Here is a 21,500-nt window from a genome sequence, read left to right as displayed (position 1 = left end):
CCTGAAGACTTAACAATCTTATTAACGTTTCTCTGTACGCATACCCATTAGCAGGCTGAAACACATCAATAACAAAATAAGTGTAAACGGTAGAGCCGTCGAAATCGCACCAGCTTGCAGTGCTTGTACCGCTTCTGTACCACCAACCCAAAGCAGTGCTACCGCAATTGCGCCTTCAAGGAAAGCCCAGAATACACGCTGCGGTACTGGAGTATCAACTTTACCACCCGCGGTGATGCTATCGATCACTAATGAGCCTGAATCTGACGAAGTAATGAAAAACACCAGTACGAGAATCACTGCGACAATTGACAGCAGCGTACCAAACGGCAGCACATCAAACATTTGGAACATCGCTAAAGAGATATCAGTGAGCCCTTCAGTACCCAGTTCGCCAACGCCATTCATAATTTGGTCAATCGCCAAACCACCGAACACTGACATCCAAATGATGGTTACTGTCGTCGGAACAATCAGTACGGCTGTGATAAATTCACGAACAGTACGTCCCTTAGAAACGCGCGCAATGAACATACCTACAAATGGTGACCAAGAGATCCACCAAGCCCAATAGAATACCGTCCAACCGTGCAGCCAAGCTTCATCTTCACGACCATGCGGATTACTCAATGGAATAATGTTCTCAATATACGCCATCAAGGTAGTTGGAATAGATCCCAAAGTAACAGCGTAGCCAATCAAACCAACCAAGATCAGTAGTAAGAATGCCACCAACATGTTGATGTTACTGATGACTTTTACACCACCATCAATACCACGCAGTACTGATACCACAGCAAGCAAAGTTACAACGCTGATAACGATGACTTGCAGTGACAACCCTGCTTCAATACCAAATACATGCTGGATACCTGAAGCGGCTTGCTGTGCACCTAAACCAAGAGATGTCGCAAGACCAAACAGCGTTGCCAGTACCGCTAAGATATCAACTAGGTGACCTGCCCAGCCCCACGCGCGGTCGCCTAAAATCGGATAGAAAATAGAGCGAATTGATAGCGGAAGACCTTTGTTGTAAGTAAAGAACGCCAAAGACAATGCAACCACACCGTAGATAGCCCAAGGGTGTAGACCCCAGTGGTACATGGTTGCACCCATTGCCAAACGCGCCGCTTCTGGAGTGTTAGGTTCAACGCCAAGAGGTGTCTCATACCAGCCGGTGAAATAAGCTGCTGGCTCTGCCACACTCCAAAACATTAGGCCAATACCCATGCCTGCGGCGAACAACATTGCCAACCACGACATGAACGAGTAATCAGCCGTTGCGTCATTACCACCCAAACGAATCTTACCAAAAGGTGAGACGATCAAAGCTAGGCAGAACACCACGAAAATGTTACCAGACCAGATGAATAGCCAATCAAACGAGTTGATGATTTGCCATTTGACACCATCCAGTGCCGCCTTAGCCGACGCGGTATCTGTAACCAAGATCGCAATTAAAAACAGCGCAATAAGACCCGCACTAATACCAAAAACAGGGTTGTGAACATCAAAACCCCATTTTTGTACATTATCTTGACCTACCGTGTAGTCGGTACTATCGATACTATATTTATCTATACCTTTAGTCATTATCCCTCTCTACGGAATACTACTAATATCCCTAACCATATTGTGACTAAATAAAACAAACCAGAACATTCAATCCAAGTAGAGCAAGTTCGTTGTCACAGCAATTCAAATACTTGGATGTCTGAAGTTTAGCAGGTTAAAATATTGTTTTCAGTAAACCGGAGGCGGTTCGATGATTTTTTATTCAAATAATAATAAACCATCCCATCAAATGAATAAAAATAAGCCAATTGCATCCTTCTAATTTAACCAAAATACTTTTAGGTCGAAGCATTTATATTTTCAAACGCAGTTTTTACGCGCAAAAACAAGAGAAGGTTCATTCAACAAGGCCTGAATTGACCGCGAATTTCGCCAGCTCAGCAGTCGAGTGAATATCCAACTTGTGCTTTATATTTTGCCTGTGCGTTTCTACCGTTCGGTAGCTAATATCCAATGTCTTGGCGATGGCTTTACTGCTCTCCCCTTTCGCAACGAGTTTCAGTACCGCCTCTTCCCGCCGACTCAACGGATTCTTTGCCGTTTGAGTGGGCGTTATCGGCTGTGTAAACAGCGTCTGAGTGACCTTCTCACAGAAGTAGGTCGAGCCTTGATTAACCGTCTTAATCGCTTGCACCATTTTCTCTGCTGAGATCTCTTTGAGCATGTAGCCCACCGCCCCAGACTGCATCACCTTCATGATGTATTCGCGGTTGTCGTGCATGGTTAGCATCAGCACTTTGATATCCGGCGTCTCTTCTTTGATCAAGCGAGTGGCATCAATTCCATTCATGATCGGCATGCTGACGTCCATAAGCACCACATCAGGTTGTAGGTCTTTCACCACTTCAACCGCTTCCAAACCATTGCTAGCTGACCCAATGACTTCGATCTTAGGCTCCAAGTGCAAGCGCGCGATAAATCCATCTAATACCACTTGATGATCATCGACGATCACCACTTTAATTGGTTTATCCATAAACTAATCCATCTAATTTTAATAATACGGTGATTTCAGTGCCGAAACCCGGCTCACTTTCCAATTCAAATTCACCGCCGATAAACTCAACACGTTCACGCATATTGCGCAGTCCAATGCCCGACTTGCGTAGTGTTGCACTGACATCAAAACCGACACCGTCATCGCGTATAATCAGCTGCAACATGCTTCCCAAAGGCTGAAGTGCAACACTCACACTATTAGCACTTGCGTGTTTCTCTATATTCGTTAGTGACTCCTGAGCAACACGATAAAGTGTTGTTGTCACTTCTGATTTCAACTTTAAACCGTTTAAACTGATTACCGCTTCTGTCTCTATCTCAGAGTGTGATTTGAAATCAATCAACAGTGAATTCAGCGCCGCTTCAAGCCCTAAATCATCCAAAGCACTTGGGCGCAGATTGTGAGAAATATGCCTAACTTCATTAATTGCCGTCATTAATGAGTTCTGGCACTTCTCCAAATGTCGTTTCTGGGTGTCATCATCCAGTTTAGTCCCTAACAGCTCTAGGTGACATTTACTCGATACAAGTAATTGATTGATCCCGTCATGCAGCTCACGAGCCAAATGCTTTTTCTCGTCTTCTTGGAACATCACTGTCTTATGGGCAAGCTCTTTCAGGCTCTTGTCTGCAATACGATGTTCATGCAGGTTAACCGCAAGTGTCAGCACCACAATCACGGCCACCGTCACGGTTACAATAACCACCATGGTGAAGAAAGTGGTTTCGATATTGTTATTGACCGCAGACTGCATATTGGTCACTTCTTGAGAGACATCTTCAATATATAGCCCGGTTCCTATCATCCAATTCCATTTACTTAGCCATGACGCGTAGCTCAGTTTAGGAACAATCTCATTAGTCGACGGCTTCTGCCACAGATAATGGTGAAAGCCACCGCCACTTCTCGCCTGAGCCAGCAACGACTCAATCAGATAATTGCCGTTTTCGTCTTGAAGATGAAGAAGGTTTTCTCCCTGTAATTCAGGCATTACAGGATGAACCAGATTGGTGCCAAACTCGTCATAAACAAAGAAGTAACCATCTGAACCATAACTCAATTTGCTGATGATCGCCTTAACGGTTTGCTGAGCTTCGTCTTGGTTCATATCGGGATCGTTGTAGATGTGAGAGATAGCATCAAACGCCAGATCAACCAGATCTTTCAACGCAGACTCTTTGGATTTAATCAGGCTTGCATGGAATAGCTCCACCTCTTTTTCACCCAAAGTCTTAGCTTGGAAAACAGAGATCCAACTGGTGAGAGCCATTACCAACAACAAGGGTAATAGACTCAAAAGAATCAGTTTCGCTTTTAGAGGCATTTCCACTCCTTGGATACGTCAGCTCTATATGCTTTCATTACTTCGCTCTTTGATAAAAACAGCCCGTTTCTTTGCCTTGGAAAAACACAAAGCTGCCCCTAAGAGCAGCTTTACTTTATCAAGACTTGTTAATTTTATGTAATCAGGCGATCACATTCCGTAGAATTCAGGGAATACCAGTAGCGATGCAAGCACCAGTATCTGAATCCCGATAAACGGCATTACACCACGGTAAATATCACGAGTCGTCACACCTTTTGGCGCTACCCCTTTCAGGTAGAACAAACTAAATCCGAATGGTGGTGTTAAGAAAGAGGTTTGTAGGTTCATTGCGATCAAGATTGCAAACCACGTCATGTTGATGCCCAAGATCTCTGCAACCGGTGCAATGATTGGAACGATGATGAAACAGATTTCAACAAAGTCGATGAAGAAACCAAGAATCAAAATAACCAACATCGTGATGATAAGGAAGCCCCATTTCTCACCCGGAATTTGTAGCATCCACTCTTCAACTAGATAATCACCACCGGTGTAAGTAAACGCCATAGAAAAAGCGGTTGCACCCAACAGAATGGCAAATACCATTGCTGTTACTTTCACTGTCTCTTTTGATGCTTCGTATACCATTGTCCAACTAAACTGACGGTAAAGTAGCGCTAATACGATAGCACCAGCACCACCAAGCGCGGCTGATTCCGTTGGCGTCGCAACACCCGCAAAGATTGAACCTAGTACCACAACAATGAGAGCTAGTGGCGGAATTACAGCTTTTAGCGCGGTGATAACTTCTTGCTTACGACTGATGTTATCGTCACTTGGAATAGCTTGCGCCGCTTCAGGGTTCATTTTTGCGTAGATGAGGATATACAGCACATAAGCGCCAACCAATACCAAACCAGGCCATACTGCCGCTTGGAAAAGGTCACCAACCGGTACACCAAGCACATCACCTAATAGAATAAGTACGATAGAAGGTGGAATGATCTGCCCCAGAGTACCTGAAGCACAGATGGTGCCACACGCTAATCCTTTATCGTAGTTGTACTTAAGCATAACAGGGAGCGAAATAAGGCCCATAGCTACCACTGAAGCCCCTACTACACCTGTCGAGGCTGCTAGCAACGCACCAACTAAAACCGTCGAGATAGCGATACCGCCTCGTACACCACCAAACAGTTTACCCATGGATTCAAGTAACTGCTCAGCAAGACGAGTTTTCTGTAATACCAAACCCATGAACACGAACAGTGGCACCGCCATCAATACCGTATTTTCCATGATGGATTGGATTCGATAAGGCATGAAGGCAAACATATCCATGCCTTCGGCCCACACACCAAAAATCAACGCGATACCACCAAAGGTGAACGCAACCGGGAAGCCAAGTAGCAACGCAAACAAGGCTACAAAAAACATTACAATACCGATCATTTTTGTCTCCTTACTTTTGCTCGTGTGACTGAATCAGGTGTGGGTTAAATATTTTGTTCAGCGAGTGCAGCATCAGGCCAACACCACTGATTGCCATAAATAGGAATGACAATGGGATCATCGCTTTAATAATCCAGCGATAAGGCAAGCCGCCCGGATCTCCCGATGTTTCACCTAGTGAGTAACTCTCTTTGGCAAAATCAATACCGTACCAAGCTACCAACAGGCAGAACGGGAACAGGAAGAATATTGTTCCTAGTAGATCGATGATGGCTTGAGCGCGATTAGAAAGGCGCTCGTAGAACAGGTCAACACGTACGTGGCCGCCCGCTTTGATAGCATAAGGAACACCAAGTAGGAATACAGCCGAGAATAGGTGCCATTCCATCTCTTGAAACGCAATCGACACGTCGTTAAATACATAACGCATCACAACGTCATACACCACATTGGCTAGCAACATGATGAACAGGATGCTGGATAACCAGCCAAGGAAATCACCAAAACGATTAAAGGCTCGTTCGATATAAATTAGACTTCTCATTCCCTACTCCATGGAATTTGAAATGGCTCCGCTCAATGCAACAGCGGAGCTGTATTAGGGGCTCTTAGCGTTTCGTTATTATTTAAGGTGAAACTACAAAGAGGTTTTCTTGGGCTTCTCGGTAGCTCAAGACTTGCCCAAGCTACCGATTTTTTGGATTACGTCTTACTACGCAAACCAATTATTGCGCTTGGCTGTTTAGGTAAGCACGGTGTGAGATGTTTGACCATGGACGAACTTGCTCGATGTAAGCTGCTTGCGAAGCTTGGATCTCTTTAGCTGTTGCGTCTTTGTCAGCATGCTCTTTCAATAGGCGGTCATTCGCTTCACGAAGTGCACTCATTACTTCAACTGGGAAGTCCTTTACCTGTACATTTGGGTACTCAGACTGGATTGAAGCCCAGTTCTTACCACTTTCGTGCTTAGATTGTGTGTACATATCGTAAGCCGCCGTCTTCATCGCTACTTGCAGAATCGCTTTCAAGTCATCTGGTAGCTTGTTCCAAGTACGTTTGTTGATTAGGAACTGAAGCTCTGTACCTGGCTCATGCCAACCTGTGTAGTAGTAAGGTGCGATTTTGTGGAAACCCATACGTAAATCTAGAGATGGACCTACCCACTCCAGTGCATCAATCGTACGACGCTCTAGAGACGTGTACAGCTCACCCGGTGCGATGTTTGTAGGCTTAGCGCCTAGCTCAGCTAAGATTTCACCAGCGAAGCCTGGGATACGCATTTTAAGACCTTGTAGATCTTCTACTGAGTTGATCTCTTTCTGGAACCAACCACCCATCTGAGTATCTGTGTTACCACCTGGGAATGAAAGTAGGTTATGTGGAGAGTAAACTTTCTCCATCAGTTCCATACCGCCACCGTAGTAGAACCAAGCATACTGCTCTGTTGGTAGCATACCGAAAGGCATAGAAGTAAAGTAAAGTGTGTTTGGCACCTTACCCTTCCAGTAATACGATGCGGAGTGACCCATATCGTACTGACCAGATTTCACCATATCGAATACACCTAATGGCGCTTTGTGTTTATTCGCAGAGTCGATACGAATTTGTAGACGACCGTTCGACATCTCTTCAGCCATCTTGGCCATATTCTTAGTGGTGTCACCGAAAATTGGGAAGTTTGGTCCCCAAGTTTCCGCCAGTTTCAAACGATAGACCTTCTCAGCAGCTGTTGCGCCAGTCGCAACCATTGCTAAACAAGCTGTTGCGGTAACCGCCACGTTTTTAAACACTCGAGTGAGGGAGTTAGAAATAAGACTCATGTTCACGTCCTTTGTTGGGTTCAATACTCTTTCTATGAGCACTTTATGATTCAACAAAAGAATGCATCGACATCCGTTGATAAGAAATGGGAATGAGCACGCAGGTTATTCCGCGAATAAATTCAGTATTAGACCAAAGAACTACGTAGTAGTACGTAGGACTTCTACCAAGACGACGCCAGTTAGAGCGACAGAGAAGAGATGAGCAAGAGATCGCCAAGAAAACTTCGTACGTAGTAATCTAGGGCTAAAGTTAATAACATTTTACGAGAACGTGACAGACATCGTATAGAGTGCAATGCACATATGAGCCCAAGCTCTTATTCAAAACTGAGAAAGCCCTTGTAGGTTTGCTATGTTCAGAGGCAGAAGATAGTCTGATCGGCACCAGATCAAAAAAGCCTCGATAAAATCGAGGCTTAAAACTTAGAAAGCGAATTAATTCCAAAGGAATTAGATTGCTTTGTAGACAACCTTGTTACCTGCAAGCTGTTCTTTCGCTACTAGGTTTTCTTCAAGAAGTTTTTTCAATGCGCCTGTTGCCCATGAACCAGCTTTCGCATCTTCTTGACCAGCCGCTAGGCCGATACCTTTAGGGTTGATGCCGTCGGCATTGCTAGCAACGATGTCTAGAACTTGTTGCTGTTTAGGAGTCAGTGATACAGACGCCGCTTTTGGTGCTGCTACTGTTTTCTCTACCGCTGGTTTTGCTGCTACAGTTTTTTCTGCTACAACTTTCTCTGCGACAGGCTTTGCTGTTTTTGGCGTTGCTTCTACTTTTGCTACAGCCGCTTTAATGCGCTTTTGCAGCTTCGCCTGCACCTTACGCTTATGAGCAAGTCTCATTGAATATTTCTCCAGTTCACTGCTCTAACTCGCAGTGGTGAAAATTTGAAGCGCGATTTATACCAAAAAACGGGAGCTATTTGTAGAGTGGAGCGTCGAAAGTCGACGAAAAATAACGATATTGTCTATCAACGTCTATTATTTAGACAGGGCATTATTAATTCGAGGTCATATCTACTGGTTATCCATCCAGACCCAAAATATGAAACTTGGTGAACCCTATGGAAACACGTCATATTGCAAATTTTTCACTGCCTAAATTCAAAAGTGCCTATCGTTATGTTGCTGTCATCTTGGGCTTCGTTTGCTTATTAGTTGCTCTCTATTATGACGCTCCACGCTTGCTTTTTGTTGGCGCCTTTTTAGTCATCGTTTTACTTGTCGCAGGCTATTATTTAATGCTGCGTAGCAGAGTGCTGTTTACGTTAACACCAACTCATTTCCAACAACACTTTTACAAAGGTGGTTGGGTGCTGAAATGGTCAAATATAGAAAAGATTGGCCTATGCACCTATCAACAAGATGGATGGCATCAACCTCTTCCTTGGATTGGCATCAAAATTCGAGACTACGCCCCTTACCTTGATTCCATCTGCCCTAAGATCACAACTGAACTGCTACTGAACCAACGAGCACTGCTCTACCTTGGTGCTAAGCAAGCGGGGCATGAATCTAAGTTTGAAGACATTGTTTTGGACTCATCGCAATTCAACAGAAAGATCCACTTCAGCGAAGATGACCATAATGTTTTTATCGACCAAGACGCGCTCAATGCTTCAAAGGTACAGACTCTAACAAAAGAGAGAGACAAGCGTTGGCAATATTCAGGTTTACAAGCAATGCTGGCCAACCGGATGCGTTATCAACGAGAGTATCATGGCTACGATATCTTTATATCAACCAATGACTTGAAAATGAGTGGAGAAGAGTTTGTGGGGATTGCTAGACGTTACCTTGCAGCGGCAGAACGTGAGCAATAAAAGCAATAAACAGCTCTTGAGCGAGCTGTTTATTTAGAAGTCAGTTATACCGCTCGTTTAGTAAAGAGGCATTTCGTCAGCAACGAATGGGTTAGATGCACGCTCACGACCGAATGTCGATTCAGGGCCATGACCCGGAACAAACGTCACATCGTTACCCAGTGGCCAGAGTTTAGTTTTAATCGACGAGATTAGCGTATTGAAATCACCTTGAGGGAAGTCTGTACGACCAATCGCACCGTTGAACAGTACGTCACCAACAAACGCCATGCGCGCTTCTTCACTGAATAGGACAACGTGACCTGGGGTATGACCTGGAGTGTGGATAACATCGATCACTTGATTACCAAATGTCACCTTATCCCCTTCATCTAGCCATGCATTAGGTTCAAATGCCTTACACAGAGGGAAACCAAACATTTGACTTTGGTTCTCTAGACCTTGAAGCCAGAAGTTATCTGCCTTATGCGGTCCAACAATCTCAACATTTAAGATTTCTGCCAGTGGAACCGTGCCGCCTACGTGATCTAAGTGACCATGAGTAAGCACCAAATTCACCACCTTTACACCCAACTCTTCGATGATTGCTGCTAACTGTGAAACGTCACCGCCTGGATCAACAACAATGCCTTCCATGGTTTCATCACACCACACAATCGAACAGTTTTGAGAGAAAGAGGTAACCGGTACAACTTGATACTTGAGAGACATATACAAACCTTAGAAAGCAAACTTAATAATGGCTAATTTAGCGTTCCATTACATAATCTGGCGCAAACTATGACATTGGATGTCTATTTTGACAAGTTTTGAGCTTGGTACAACCGAATCCAGTAACCGAGGAGTTGGTTACCAGCTACGCACAGGGCCAGTATCAATGTGAATGAAATTACTACGCGCATAATAACCTACACCTCCCGCTTGCAAACTTTTCGCGGCATCACGTAGCTCTTTCAGGTTTACACCATCGATACGAAAATCGATCGCTTTACCCAACATGTGGTAGCTCTTTTTCGCCACACCACTTGAGTTTGAGCGAAGCGCTTCATTGGTCGCTGGAGAACGGTAACCCGATATGATCTGTACTTCTTTTTGAATACCAAGAATATTTTGAATTTGGGTGATTTGATCAAACAGCTTTTTGTCCATTGGATGAATTTCATTACGACGGAAATCGCGACACAACTTACTCAAGCGCGCCATTTCATCACCCACGTAATTCTTACCATCGAAGTAGCAACTTTCCAATCGTTCACCGGTATGAAGGTTATTCATGCTAATGACTCTAGGTTGGTCTGGGTAAGAAGCAAACGCGAGAGAAGGAGTGAGCGAAGCTGCGACCACAGAGCCACCAGCAATAGTGAGAAACTGACGGCGAGAGAATACATTTTGAGACATACAGCAAAAAATCCCATTAAATCGAACAAAAAACGCACGATACATAATGGGTATAGCGACGTCAATGCGCAAAACTTGCTCAAAGACGCTATTTTCGATGCCTTAAAACTCTTAGTTATTGATAGGCTTTACAAAATCATCTATAAAATTTTGTTTGTAAACTTTTGGTTAAGATCACCCTTCACCACCTTCCTTATCGTATTGGTAAACGTCACCGCGATACTGAATTCCTTCTTCTTCAAACAGAACGGTTTGATAAATAATATGCACCGGGATTCGTTTTTTTAGCCTCACTTTGGTGTTCGGACCAAGCAAACCATCTTGTTGTGGTGCCTTTCTAACTTTAGTTGCAAACAACAACTCTGCGAGCTCTTCGGCATGTTCTACACGGATACAACCAGAGCTGTAAGCACGGAAATCATCATTGAATAGCCCCTTACTCGGCGTATCGTGTAAATAAATCGCCCGCTTATTTGGTGTATTGAACTTATACAAACCTAATGCGTTTCGCGAACCCGCTTCTTGCCTCATACGATATGGGAAGGAGTTGAAGTTGATGCTCTGCCAATCAATGAGCTCGGGATCTATGGTTTCCATCGTTCTCCAGCCATCAATAACTCGAAAATTGTTGCTAGTTAGGTAGCTCTCGTCGGCACGTACTTTCGGCAAAATATCTTTTACCATGATCTTCCACGGTACGTTCCAAGTCGGATTGAGAATCACGGAGTCGAGATTAATCTCTAACAACGGGGTCTTGCGTGATTTTCTGCCCACAACAACCTTAGATTCAAAGACCTCTTTGCCTCCCTCCCAATACTTCATATCAAAGCTAGGCACGTTAACCACAATCAGTGAGTCTCTATCTTTCGGCCACAAACGTGCACGCTCCGCATTCAACGCAATCGCTCGTAAACGATCATCAAACGGCATATTGATCCACTTCAATGTATTGGGGCCTATGATCCCATCAGGTTTTATTCCGTGAATTTTTTGGAAGGATTTGACTGCAATCTCTAACTCGAGATCGAACATCGCAATATTTGGGTCAACGTGCGAGGTATCGACGCCCACCAAAGCCATTCGCTCCAATAAAATGGGCTTTTGGGTAATCTCATCGTCAAGCCTTTTGAGTCCGATTTGGTCGTACATAGGGACAGTCTCACTCATCGCTTGAGATAGGACAGCGTAAGACTCTTTAAGCTGATCGAAATTACCCACAGGCGGCGCATAAGAAAGCACCAATTCCAGCAGGTAGCCGTTATTAATACTGTCCAATAAGCGTGCGATGGTCTCTGGGGCAGGCTCAGGTAGCCTATCTTGCAATTTCTCCGAGAAGTACCACTCTTTACCAACCAGCGGAGCGTTCTCTACATAGCTTAAATAATATAGAAGCGCATCTGTGGTGAGGATATCCACTTTGTCCCATTCGCCTGATGCTTTGTGCTCTGCTATTTGCTTAAATTGCTTACTAAAAAGAGGGGCAAATTGCGCTTTGTCGATGAGCGACAGCTGAAATTCAAAAGCATTAGATGCTGCTAATGACGCCCAAACCACGGGATAAGAGGTCTCTTGATAGATACGCTGAGTCAGCTCTGGATACAGGAGAGAAAATGACAGATCAGAGCCGGGCTTGATATCCTGTCCCATATGATGACCGGCGGAGCCCCACGAATGCGTGGAGACCACCAGTAATATGGCGAAAATATACTTCACTAACATACGATGCTCCTGATGCCAAATCATTTCTTAAGTATGGCAAAGAAATGGAGCAAGCATGTTATTTTTTAAAGATTTTTATGCATCAAATTGCACCCCAATGGTTATCCCATTGAATACCCGATTGAAGTATCGATTTATCGTTTGGTTTAGACTGACTGATCACACCACCAGCGCCTGAACTCAGCCGAAATTCATCATCAAATAGGACCACACCAGAAGCATCAGCTAGGTATGAAAGCTCGACCAACTCACGCGTCTGTTTCGACCAAATTCCGTAGCAATTACCGCGCGGAGATGTCGCTAGTATCCACTCTTCAGATGCGGCAATACTCGCAATATAGTGATTAAACCTCGCCCACTGTTCTGGCTCAGCGTTCAAACTGACAAACTCTCCCCCTTTAGTGTGCATCGCGAGTAGAGATGGGTACTCGTCTGGTTCACCGCGATATTGCTGTCCGCATAACACAGTCTCTGCGCCATCATGCGCTAGATGTCGAATACTCAATTTGTTATCAGGCAATCCCACTTGGTCGAGAATTTGCCCCTTAGGAGAGAGGTAAGTGAGACTTGGCTTCATGGTATCGAGGTTTTTCGGCGTGCGGCCATCAGTATGAACCCCGCCAACACCAATCGCTAAATCACCACTTGGCATGATGATCACTTCATGAGGACCAATACCAAAACCACTAAACTCTTCAACTTTGGCGTAGTGTTGCTCCACGTCGTAAACGCCAATCACCCCTTCACTGGTGTCACTCTTACCTTCGGTCGCATACAGATAACGACCATCTAGCGAGTAAACGCCATGTCCGTAGAAGTGGCGATTATCGCCTTTAACCGTCATTTTCAACTGTTGCCCAGTCATGTAGTCAAACACGATAAAGAAGTTACCCGGACGACGAGCAAATACCACAGCATGGTTTTGCTTGGGACTGATGGCAACACCGTGCCCACGTTCTGGGATCGGCAATTGGCTCATTGGTTGACCAAATTGATCAGCAACCACCGCAGAGAAGCGATCTCTACCGTTCAATGCACAACCAATCAGTTTAGGCGAACCATCTGTTACGTGATTCGATTGATTGGAAGCACAACCAAACGGCAGCACTGGAACAGCGGCACAACCGAGCGCCGCCTTCAACAGGTTTCTACGTGTAGAATCAGTCACCATCGGTTGCATTAAACCCTATTACCACACCTAGTTCGATCGCCACTTCTTCGTGAATCAAATATTTCAGCTGTTCTAGTTTGTTGTATTGGGACAAAACTAAACGGTAGCCTTCTTTGCTTTGCAATAATTCAAACAAGCTCTCTTGCTCTGGCCAAGTTTCAATGGTTTGCTCAAACTGAGTGAAAACACGGTCAGCAAGGTCCTGATGTCCCTGCTCTCGTAGAATTGCATCTAAACCTTTACCATCTGCCAAATACAGCGCCTCTAGTGCAACAACATTCGCTTTTAGTTGAACCAATGAGGTTTGCGCGCGCCATGATTCAGAAAAGTATGGTCGTGGCTTACCGATTTTCGCCAATGGACGGCTCAACTTCTTCATGCTGTAGTCGAGTTGATTCGTCATAAGCGCAATGTACTCAGATTCCCATTGCTTCTCATCAAGAGAGGTCCACGGGTTAACCTGCCAAGCCGATGCAATGGTGGACGACTTCACAGCTAAATTTTGTGCAATGGCTGCAACGCTTTTGCAACCAGACTCTTTGTCAGTCAGTAATGGGGAAGCTTTGTCGTAAAAAGACCATTCAAGTGCGCCTAGGCCTTGAACCGTCACACTTTGAAGCGCGATATCTTGCTGCGTCCAACGTTTATCCTGCTGGTTAAGCTGACTCATTTTCAGCCCAGTGGTGTTCTTTTTATCTGGCCAGAACTGTACATTCCAGCTCTCTTCAAGCGCTTTTGCAGGGCCACGCTCCTGCCCTTGCAACGCCATCCAAGCCGTCATAGTTTGTTGCCACTCCGACTTTAGCTGATCCAATGTTACTGCATCGCTTTGGCAATAAGATTCAACCGCTGCTTCTAGCTCAGACGCTTGTTTCGCAAAATTTACCGCTGAATTGAATTCAGTCAGATAAACATTTGTGCTCAAGTGTTGAGTCGTATCGGCAGAGTAACCAAGATTTGTCTCTCGTGAAACGTTGGATTCTCCCGAAGACTGACACCCCGCCACAACCAGAGCTGAAAGCGGAAGAGCCCACAATTTGTTTTTCATGAATTGCTTATTTTTCATGTTATTACCTAATGTTGAGCATTGTTGCGCGTTTGATTATTGGTTTACGTCACGCATAGCAAAGAAAATTCACAAGACTAAGGTCTATTGACCTTAATAAACATTGTGAATTTCTGATAAAGATATAGAGCCTGAACGTCGATTATAACGAGTTTAAGAACGCAATAAGTGCGTCACGTTCAGACTTATTCAACTTGAGCACGTTCTGCTTAGCTTGCTCAGCTTCACCACCGTGCCAAAGCACAGCTTCCATCACGTTACGAGCTCGTCCATCGTGCAATAGGAACGTATGGCCGTTAACTTCTTGCGTGTAGCCCAAGCCCCAAAGTGGTGTCGTTCTCCACTCACGGCCATTCGCCAAGTATTCAGGACGGTTATCTGCCAGGCCTTCGCCCATATCATGTAAAAGCATATCGGTATACGGACTAATAAGTTGTTTAGACAGTGCCGGTAGCCCTTCTCGCTCCATAGTACGGATATCGGTTTGGTGACAGCTTTGACAACCAGATTGCGCAAACAGTGCCTGCCCCTTAACGACTTGTGGATCCTCTACATTTCTGCGAATTGGTACTGCTAAGTGTTGAGAATAGAACTCGACAAAGTCGAGAATGTTGTCACTCACTTCCAGCTTACCGCCATCAGGGAAATCAGTGCACGTTGATTGGGCCGAAGTGCAGTTTTCATTTGGGAATAGGTTACTTGTTAGACCTAAGTCACCATTAAACGCCGCAGCATTTTGTTGCATTAGATTTGGCTGTCCTGCTTTCCAACCGAAGCGACCGAGAGTCATTTCGTTGGTGCGTACATCAAGCACTTGGTTCGCTTTACCTGACACTCCCCTGTTCTCTAGCTGTTGCTGCTTAGCAAAACCTAGAATGGTCTCTTCTGGGATGCTTTCTAATAGGCCAAGACCAATCATCGGTGGTGCGACACGCGCTGAGAATTGTGCTTTAGGGTGCATCTCGCCAAAGGCTAAATCGGTGATGGTTAATGTTGGCTTGCGAAGTGTTACAACACTGCCATCGGCAAACGTCACAGGCACATCAGTATAGGAGATATTGATCTTGCCTTCAGGTTGAACACCTTGAATTGCAAAGTCTTGAAGTTGACCACCGTACGTTGGCTCAGGAATCACACCATCACGAATAAAAGCGGTTTTCTGCTCTGCCGTTTCTGCAGGGATGCTGAGGCGAACCAACATCGAAACGGCATTCTCATCGCCTTTTTCAGGCGCGTGTCCACGTCCATCTTTGATGTGACAGTTTTGACAACCGTTAGTATTAAATAGTGGACCTAAGCCATCACGAGCATCTGTCGATGAAGGCGCCGGAACCCAAGGGTTTCTGAAGAAGCTATTACCGACACTGAAGTCCAGACGCTTGGTCATAGGCAGGTTTGCTGCAGGAAGAGAGAATGCGTTCGCTCCCTCTTTTTTGACGGTAGTCTTACCGCCAGAGTAAACATCGTGGGCGTGTAGTGGAGAAACGAAAAACAGAGCGGTTAAAAACGAGGCGGAAAGATACGACTTCATACATTGCCTTTGCTAAGTTAGTGAGTAGTTAGCTTCGTTGTACTTTTTATTGGCTAATACTTAGATTTATTAGATTGGGTTAGCTTTGATGATTAAGGCTCAACAAATAAGGGCTCAAACGAGCCCTTATCAATATCGAGACATCACGAGAGATTAAAATTCGTGGTCAGCTGTGTCTGGGTTTAAGCTATCGATACCGATGATGCCCGCTGCACGCTCGATTGCAGCCGTTTGAGATACCAGCGCAACAATAGTTTTATTCACAAGTGCATTACCCGCCGCGTTGTCTGCTGCGATCAGTTGATCGAAATACTCGTTGTTCTTCTCTGCCGAAGAAACAAGCTCGCCAACTTGTGCGCGTGCTAGGTCAAACTGCTTCTGGATCTCTTTTGCCGCTTGCTTATCTTTTTGCTCAACGAGATCGTAGATGCTTGGACCCGAAAGCAATGTACCGTTTTCACGCTTGTACAGACCAGTGTAAACGTTGTAGATACCTTGCTCGTTGTAGTAGTGAGAGTTGTGCGTATTGTCAGAGAAACAATCGTGCTCATCTTCAGTAGAGTTAGCTTCTAATGCTACCTTCATACGCTCACCAGCAAGCTCACCAAGAGACAGTGAACCCATGCCGAATAGCATCTTACGTAGGCCATTGTCACTAGATTCTGCTAGTAACTCTTGACGGTAGTTACCCTTCTCATCCGCAGACCACTGCTTTTCCATCCACTCAAGATCTTGAACTAGAAGTTCTGCCGCCGCTTTAAGGTAAGCGCCACGACGCTCACAGTTGCCATTTGTACATTCCGCACCAACCACAAAATCTGTGTATGCACGCGCACCAGCACCAGCGTTAGTACCGTTTAGGTCTTGACCCCAAAGTAGGAATTCAATTGCGTGGTAACCCGATGCAACGTTCGCTTCAGAACCACCGATCTCGTTTAGATCAGCGATAAGCTCTGGTGTGATGTTTGATGCGTCAACTTTAGTTTGACCAATTTGGAAGGTTTCGTTTGCAACGATGTTTGCACTCGCGCCTTCGTTACCTAGCTCGTATTGGTAGTCAGTTGAAACGTAGTCGATTAGACCTTCATCTAGTGGCCATGCGTTTAGTTGACCTTCCCAATCATCAACCACAGCGTTACCAAAACGGAACACTTCAGACTGTTGGTAAGGAACGCGAGACTCCAACCAAGCTTGCTTTACCTGTTCAAAGTTACTCGCAGACGGCGAAGCTAAAAATGTGTCGATAGAAGAGTTAAGAGCTTTCGCTGTAATCACAGAGTCAGCAAATACCGCGTGCGCGATGTCAGCGTAGTGCTCGACAACTTGATCTTGGGTCACTGCTGCAAAAGATGAAGCAGAAGCAAAAATGAGTGACGAAGTAACCGCTTTAGTCACTAAAGATTTAATGGTCATGAAGCATCCTTGTTGAGCTTGAATTATTATAAATATCGGTAGTGCAAACCATTATCATTTGCACTACTTATTGCGATAATACAAATTTACAATTTATTTGCAAGGCAAATACAAAAAAACCTCACAAATGTGAGGTTTTTTCTTCATTTTATGCTATCAGCAACATGTTACATCAGTCGATGTTTAAGTTGTGCTTACCGTGAGACACTTTTGCTTTGAGGTAATTTTCATTACCAGACTTGATATGAGCCGCGGTGTTTACGACCTCTTCGATCTCAATACCGTAAGACTTCAGCTCGTTGATTTTTTTAGGGTTGTTAGTAATTAGACGGATTTTAGTCACCTCTAATGCACGCAACATCTCTGCAGCTTCAGTGAAATCACGTAAGTCATCACCAAAACCTAGGTGATTATTCGCCTCGTACGTATTCATACCTTCGCTTTGCAAACGGTAGGCGTCAATTTTGTTGTAAAGGCCAATACCTCGACCCTCCTGACGAAGGTAAAGAATAATACCGCCAGACTCACCCATGCGACGAATCGTCTCGTCTAACTGTTCACCACAATCACAACGTGACGAGTGGAACACATCCCCAGTCAAACACTCTGAGTGCATGCGAACGAGAGGGATTTGTTGCGTTTTGTCTGCTGCTCTGAAAATCACAGCAACGTGTTCTTTGTCTGTTTTTAAGCCGTGGAATGAAAGAAGCTCTGCATCAATGTTGCTGCTTGCTCCAACTTTAAAATCTACTCTGGCACGAACTTCCGCCATATCTACACTCACTTGCAATTCGTTGTATTTAACAGCGCTACGTTATTCATTTCAGTAATAATTTTGTAGCGAACAATCTAATGATAGACACTATGGCGCTGTTGATCACTTTTTTCAAGGCTCCGAACCAAGAAAATGTTATAATATAACACTATTTGTTAGCAGTATTAAAAAACCCCACACCAACTAGGTTGACATGGGGTTATAAATTAGGCTGTTAGATTGACTTAACCGACCTGTTTCTGCTTCCAGATCACGAGTTGAATCCAAGCGTTTTCCAACTCAGCCAGCTCTTCTTGCGTCAACATAGAGACGGTTGACTTAGCACTGTACTTATCTGCCCACTGTTCAGACTGGACATGGCTATAAAACTCTTTTTTTAGATTTGAGATTACGTTTTCCACCAATACGTCCTTATATTGAAGTGCCAAGTCATATACGAGTGATATATGTTACAAAATACAGAACTTGAGGTAAACAATTAATTTAATTTTTTATGGACTCGCCTTAACACTTTTAATTAGCAAATATACAAATAGCAATAATAAGAGAAGCGGGAAGAGCCAAAGTAACCCATTTGTCATTTTGAATGCGGGTTTATATAAAACAAATTCCCCATATCGCTCAGTCATATACTCAATGATTTGTGTATCGGTTTTTCCAGACTTAACCATGTTAAATACATGAAGTCGTAAATCTTTCGCTATTGGAGAATTTGATTCAATCAAATTTTGATTTTGACACTGAGGGCAACGTAATGTTTTCGCTAATGATATTGCTTGTTGCTGCTGAGCTAAATTATCAAATTCAAACAACTCAACTTCTATCGCAACCTGTTTGTTATTAGAAACAAACAGCTCATTCGCTTTTATTAGTGGGCTGACACCTAACACACTCAAGAACAACAATGCCAATACTAAGCACTTCATAACGTTGCCTTATTCGTAAAATAGTCAGCAAACTCCTCTTGCCACACTTGTTGTGTCATTGCTCCCACTAGCTTTTTAATCACTCTCCCCTGTTGGTCAACTAGGTATGTCTCAGGTGTACCAATAACGCCTAGATCCAACGCCAATTTACCATTAGGGTCGCTTATCACTTGATGGTACGGATTACCGGAAGTTTGAAGCGCCTTAATCGCCGCTGCAGCCGTGTCACGATAGTTCAAGCCAATGATAGGAACATCACTATCTGCAAGCTTTAATAAGACTGGATGCTCTTGCTTACATATTCCGCACCACGAAGCCCATACATTCACTAATTGGTATGGGTGTGCAGTCACATCTTCTCTCGTCAAAGTAACAGGAGCATTTCCACCTACTGCACTTTCTTCGGGCATGGATAGACTCGCAAGCGAAAACTTAGGGAAGTCTCTTGTATGTTGATCGGTGACACTGACTTGTTGTTTTTTACCTAAAGCCAAACCAAAGACGACCATTACCACAAAAGTAATGGCAAACAGTATCACCATTTTATTACGAACATTGGATTTCATAACCCGTCTCCTTGATTCGTCGCTGATACCTTTGCAAGACTAACACTAAACCTCCTAACATCATGAGTAATGCCCCCAACCAAATCCAGCGCACATACGCTTTGTACTGCACTCTAAATGCATAACCTTGACGATCGACCTTCTCTCCCATTGTGATGTAAATATCACCATGCCAGAACCACTTCATCGCAGGTTCACTCATATTCATCACCCGTACAGGGTAATGGCGACGTTCGGGTGCGATAACGAAACGATGCGCTTCGTTTGAGACCTCAATAACGCCTCTCTCTGCTGTGTAGTTGTTTCCTACATAAAGCTCTGTCTCTTGATAGGTCAACGTCCAGTCGATAAATTCAACTTGGCTGTGCGGCGCCAAACGGTAGCTCGCTTCAAAAGAGTGAAAGCTGTTCATCCCAGCCCCTACCGCGAGAGCAGCCACACCAAGATGTGCTATCGACATCCCAAACAATTTACGCTGATAACGCATGTTTCGGGTGCGCCACAGGCCATAACCATGGGTAAAAACGACCCAACACGCTAAGCACCAAGTAACCAATACCATCCATGAGATTGAGTACAAGTCACTAACTAACACTTGTGGTACGTATAGAAGCGCGCCACTTATCATGGAAACCACTGCCAACAACATCGCTAACTTAAGCGAGCATTGTGGTTTACACACCATTAGTGGTGCGATCCCCATCATTACAAGAGCCAATAGCCCTAATGGTGCAATCAACAGATTGAAATACGGCGCGCCAACAGAAATAGTCCCTAGGCCTAACAATTCAAAAACCATCGGGTAGAAAGTACCAAACAAAACAATCGACATCGCCAGTATCAACATCAGCGCGGCGATCAACACCATAAAGCCTTTGCTTTTAAAACTAACAATCGCTTGCGATTCGAATTGCTCCCCTTTGATGATTAACAGGGAGAAAGAGCTCAGTAATACCAAAACTAGGATCAAAAGTAATGACATTCCTTTGGTTGGATCAACCGCAAATGCATGTACTGAAGTAAGCACTCCAGAGCGAACAATGAAAGTGCCTAAGATACTTAGACTAAACGTGATAAAAGCTAAACTGAAAGACCACTTCAATAACTGTTTCTTACCATTGGCAACGCCCAAAATATGCAGTAACGCCGTCGCGGTTAGCCAAGGCAACAAGCTCGCATTTTCAACCGGATCCCAGAACCACCAGCCGCCCCAACCCAGCTCGTAGTAAGCCCACCAAGAGCCAAGCGCAATACCCGCGGTTAAGAAGCACCAAGCCACTAAGCACCATGTTCGGCAATGTCTTACCCAATCAAATTCAATAGGTTTGACCATCAAGGCCGCAACTGAAAACGCCAAAACAACCGAAAAACCGACGTAGCCAAGGTAGAGTAATGGCGGATGAAAAATCAGCCCAACATCCTGCAACATAGGGTTCAGATCGCGTCCTTCAGTCACAAACACTGAATTAAGTTCAAATGGATTGGAAGCAATCAAGGTAAACCAAGCGAACACCGTGATAAGTAGATTCATTACCCAAAGGACTGCATCACAATAGTCCGTTCGATAATGATCTCGTCTGGCGATAAACCCTGCCCAGCAGCTTAAGGTAAGCACCCAAAAAAGCAACGAGCCTTCATGTCCTGCCCATACAGCTGCTATTTTAAAGGCGCTTGGTAGTTGGGTATTTGAATGCTCAGCGACGTAGAGAATCGAAAAGTCGTCCTGATAGAAAGCCAAAGCGAGGATACTCACAGCAGAAATCGATAGAAGAGAGGCCGCTTGAGTCGCACTGCCAATGAAGGCGGAATAGCGCTTTGACTGAGAATAACAGCCAGCCAAATAAACAATACTCACCAAACTGCTGAGAACTGCGACACCAATGAGATTGAATAGCCCTAAAGAACCTAGCATATCACCTCGATATGGCCCCAACGAAGGGGCCGGATAGAACAAAC

The 21,500-nt window shown here is 44.6% G+C and carries 20 protein-coding genes; 1 reads left to right on the top strand and 19 read right to left on the bottom strand.

Annotated elements, in window-relative coordinates:
* Window positions 1-21: 21 nt before the first annotated feature.
* From vsple_RS05980 to vsple_RS05950, 7 genes are all read right to left on the bottom strand, one after another.
* Entirely contained in the window at window positions 22-1,593 is a 1,572-nt protein-coding gene (locus vsple_RS05980; RefSeq protein ID WP_255230897.1) for a BCCT family transporter, read from the bottom strand.
* Between the two features lie 319 nt (window positions 1,594-1,912).
* Complete coding sequence (locus vsple_RS05975) at window positions 1,913-2,551, bottom strand: response regulator (RefSeq protein WP_032549257.1); 639 nt, start codon at window positions 2,549-2,551, stop codon at window positions 1,913-1,915.
* On the bottom strand, window positions 2,544-3,899 hold the full coding sequence (locus tag vsple_RS05970) for a cache domain-containing protein (protein ID WP_261882960.1): 1,356 nt from the start codon (window positions 3,897-3,899) through the stop codon (window positions 2,544-2,546). The genes vsple_RS05975 and vsple_RS05970 overlap by 8 nt, the downstream gene beginning before the upstream one ends.
* Before the next feature lie 150 nt (window positions 3,900-4,049).
* Window positions 4,050-5,333, bottom strand: coding sequence for a TRAP transporter large permease (locus vsple_RS05965; RefSeq protein WP_150872095.1), 1,284 nt, complete (start codon window positions 5,331-5,333; stop codon window positions 4,050-4,052).
* Window positions 5,334-5,343: 10 nt separating this feature from the next.
* Window positions 5,344-5,877 (bottom strand): TRAP transporter small permease subunit, encoded by a 534-nt coding sequence (locus tag vsple_RS05960; protein WP_255230899.1) that lies wholly within the window; start codon window positions 5,875-5,877, stop codon window positions 5,344-5,346.
* A 181-nt stretch (window positions 5,878-6,058) separates the two neighbouring features.
* The gene (locus vsple_RS05955; RefSeq protein WP_255230900.1) at window positions 6,059-7,153 is read right to left on the bottom strand and encodes a TRAP transporter substrate-binding protein; all 1,095 of its coding nucleotides are present in this window, start codon (window positions 7,151-7,153) and stop codon (window positions 6,059-6,061) included.
* Between the two features lie 453 nt (window positions 7,154-7,606).
* Window positions 7,607-7,999: a hypothetical protein gene (locus vsple_RS05950; protein ID WP_032549263.1), complete on the bottom strand. Its 393-nt coding sequence runs from the start codon at window positions 7,997-7,999 to the stop codon at window positions 7,607-7,609.
* 221 nt (window positions 8,000-8,220) lie between these two features.
* Between vsple_RS05950 and vsple_RS05945 the strand changes: the two genes are divergently transcribed.
* On the top strand, window positions 8,221-8,979 hold the full coding sequence (locus vsple_RS05945; protein WP_261882959.1) for a DUF2982 domain-containing protein: 759 nt from the start codon (window positions 8,221-8,223) through the stop codon (window positions 8,977-8,979).
* Window positions 8,980-9,036: 57 nt separating this feature from the next.
* On the opposite strand, the gene vsple_RS05940 is transcribed toward vsple_RS05945, so the two are convergent.
* The 12 genes from vsple_RS05940 to vsple_RS05885 form a co-directional block, all read right to left on the bottom strand.
* On the bottom strand, window positions 9,037-9,690 hold the full coding sequence (locus vsple_RS05940) for an MBL fold metallo-hydrolase (protein WP_255230902.1): 654 nt from the start codon (window positions 9,688-9,690) through the stop codon (window positions 9,037-9,039).
* 138 nt (window positions 9,691-9,828) lie between these two features.
* A complete protein-coding gene (mepK, locus tag vsple_RS05935) occupies window positions 9,829-10,377 on the bottom strand; it encodes a peptidoglycan L,D-endopeptidase MepK (RefSeq protein ID WP_255230903.1) in 549 nt (182 codons plus the stop codon).
* Between the two features lie 174 nt (window positions 10,378-10,551).
* The gene (locus vsple_RS05930; protein WP_261882958.1) at window positions 10,552-12,096 is read right to left on the bottom strand and encodes a L,D-transpeptidase family protein; all 1,545 of its coding nucleotides are present in this window, start codon (window positions 12,094-12,096) and stop codon (window positions 10,552-10,554) included.
* 82 nt (window positions 12,097-12,178) lie between these two features.
* Complete coding sequence (locus vsple_RS05925; RefSeq protein ID WP_261882957.1) at window positions 12,179-13,267, bottom strand: DUF1513 domain-containing protein; 1,089 nt, start codon at window positions 13,265-13,267, stop codon at window positions 12,179-12,181.
* Window positions 13,257-14,315, bottom strand: coding sequence for an imelysin family protein (locus tag vsple_RS05920; protein ID WP_261883131.1), 1,059 nt, complete (start codon window positions 14,313-14,315; stop codon window positions 13,257-13,259). The genes vsple_RS05925 and vsple_RS05920 overlap by 11 nt, the downstream gene beginning before the upstream one ends.
* Before the next feature lie 160 nt (window positions 14,316-14,475).
* Window positions 14,476-15,864, bottom strand: a complete 1,389-nt coding sequence (locus vsple_RS05915; protein WP_261882956.1) for a di-heme oxidoreductase family protein — start codon at window positions 15,862-15,864, stop codon at window positions 14,476-14,478.
* A 153-nt stretch (window positions 15,865-16,017) separates the two neighbouring features.
* The gene (locus tag vsple_RS05910; protein WP_261882955.1) at window positions 16,018-17,277 is read right to left on the bottom strand and encodes an imelysin family protein; all 1,260 of its coding nucleotides are present in this window, start codon (window positions 17,275-17,277) and stop codon (window positions 16,018-16,020) included.
* A 172-nt stretch (window positions 17,278-17,449) separates the two neighbouring features.
* Window positions 17,450-18,049, bottom strand: coding sequence for a GTP cyclohydrolase II (locus vsple_RS05905; RefSeq protein WP_261883130.1), 600 nt, complete (start codon window positions 18,047-18,049; stop codon window positions 17,450-17,452).
* 227 nt (window positions 18,050-18,276) lie between these two features.
* Entirely contained in the window at window positions 18,277-18,453 is a 177-nt protein-coding gene (locus tag vsple_RS05900; protein WP_261882954.1) for a hypothetical protein, read from the bottom strand.
* A 90-nt stretch (window positions 18,454-18,543) separates the two neighbouring features.
* Window positions 18,544-18,978, bottom strand: a complete 435-nt coding sequence (gene nrfF, locus vsple_RS05895) for a heme lyase NrfEFG subunit NrfF (protein ID WP_261882953.1) — start codon at window positions 18,976-18,978, stop codon at window positions 18,544-18,546.
* Window positions 18,975-19,544, bottom strand: coding sequence for a DsbE family thiol:disulfide interchange protein (locus vsple_RS05890; RefSeq protein ID WP_261882952.1), 570 nt, complete (start codon window positions 19,542-19,544; stop codon window positions 18,975-18,977). Before vsple_RS05890 ends, nrfF begins: the two co-directional genes overlap by 4 nt.
* Window positions 19,525-21,456, bottom strand: coding sequence for a heme lyase CcmF/NrfE family subunit (locus vsple_RS05885; protein WP_261882951.1), 1,932 nt, complete (start codon window positions 21,454-21,456; stop codon window positions 19,525-19,527). Before vsple_RS05885 ends, vsple_RS05890 begins: the two co-directional genes overlap by 20 nt.
* Window positions 21,457-21,500 lie beyond the last annotated feature (44 nt).

Source organism: Vibrio pelagius, from assembly GCF_024347575.1.
Lineage (GTDB): Bacteria > Pseudomonadota > Gammaproteobacteria > Enterobacterales > Vibrionaceae > Vibrio > Vibrio pelagius.
Note: the sequence above shows the minus strand (reverse complement) of the source record. Positions and strands in the feature narration are given on the sequence as shown.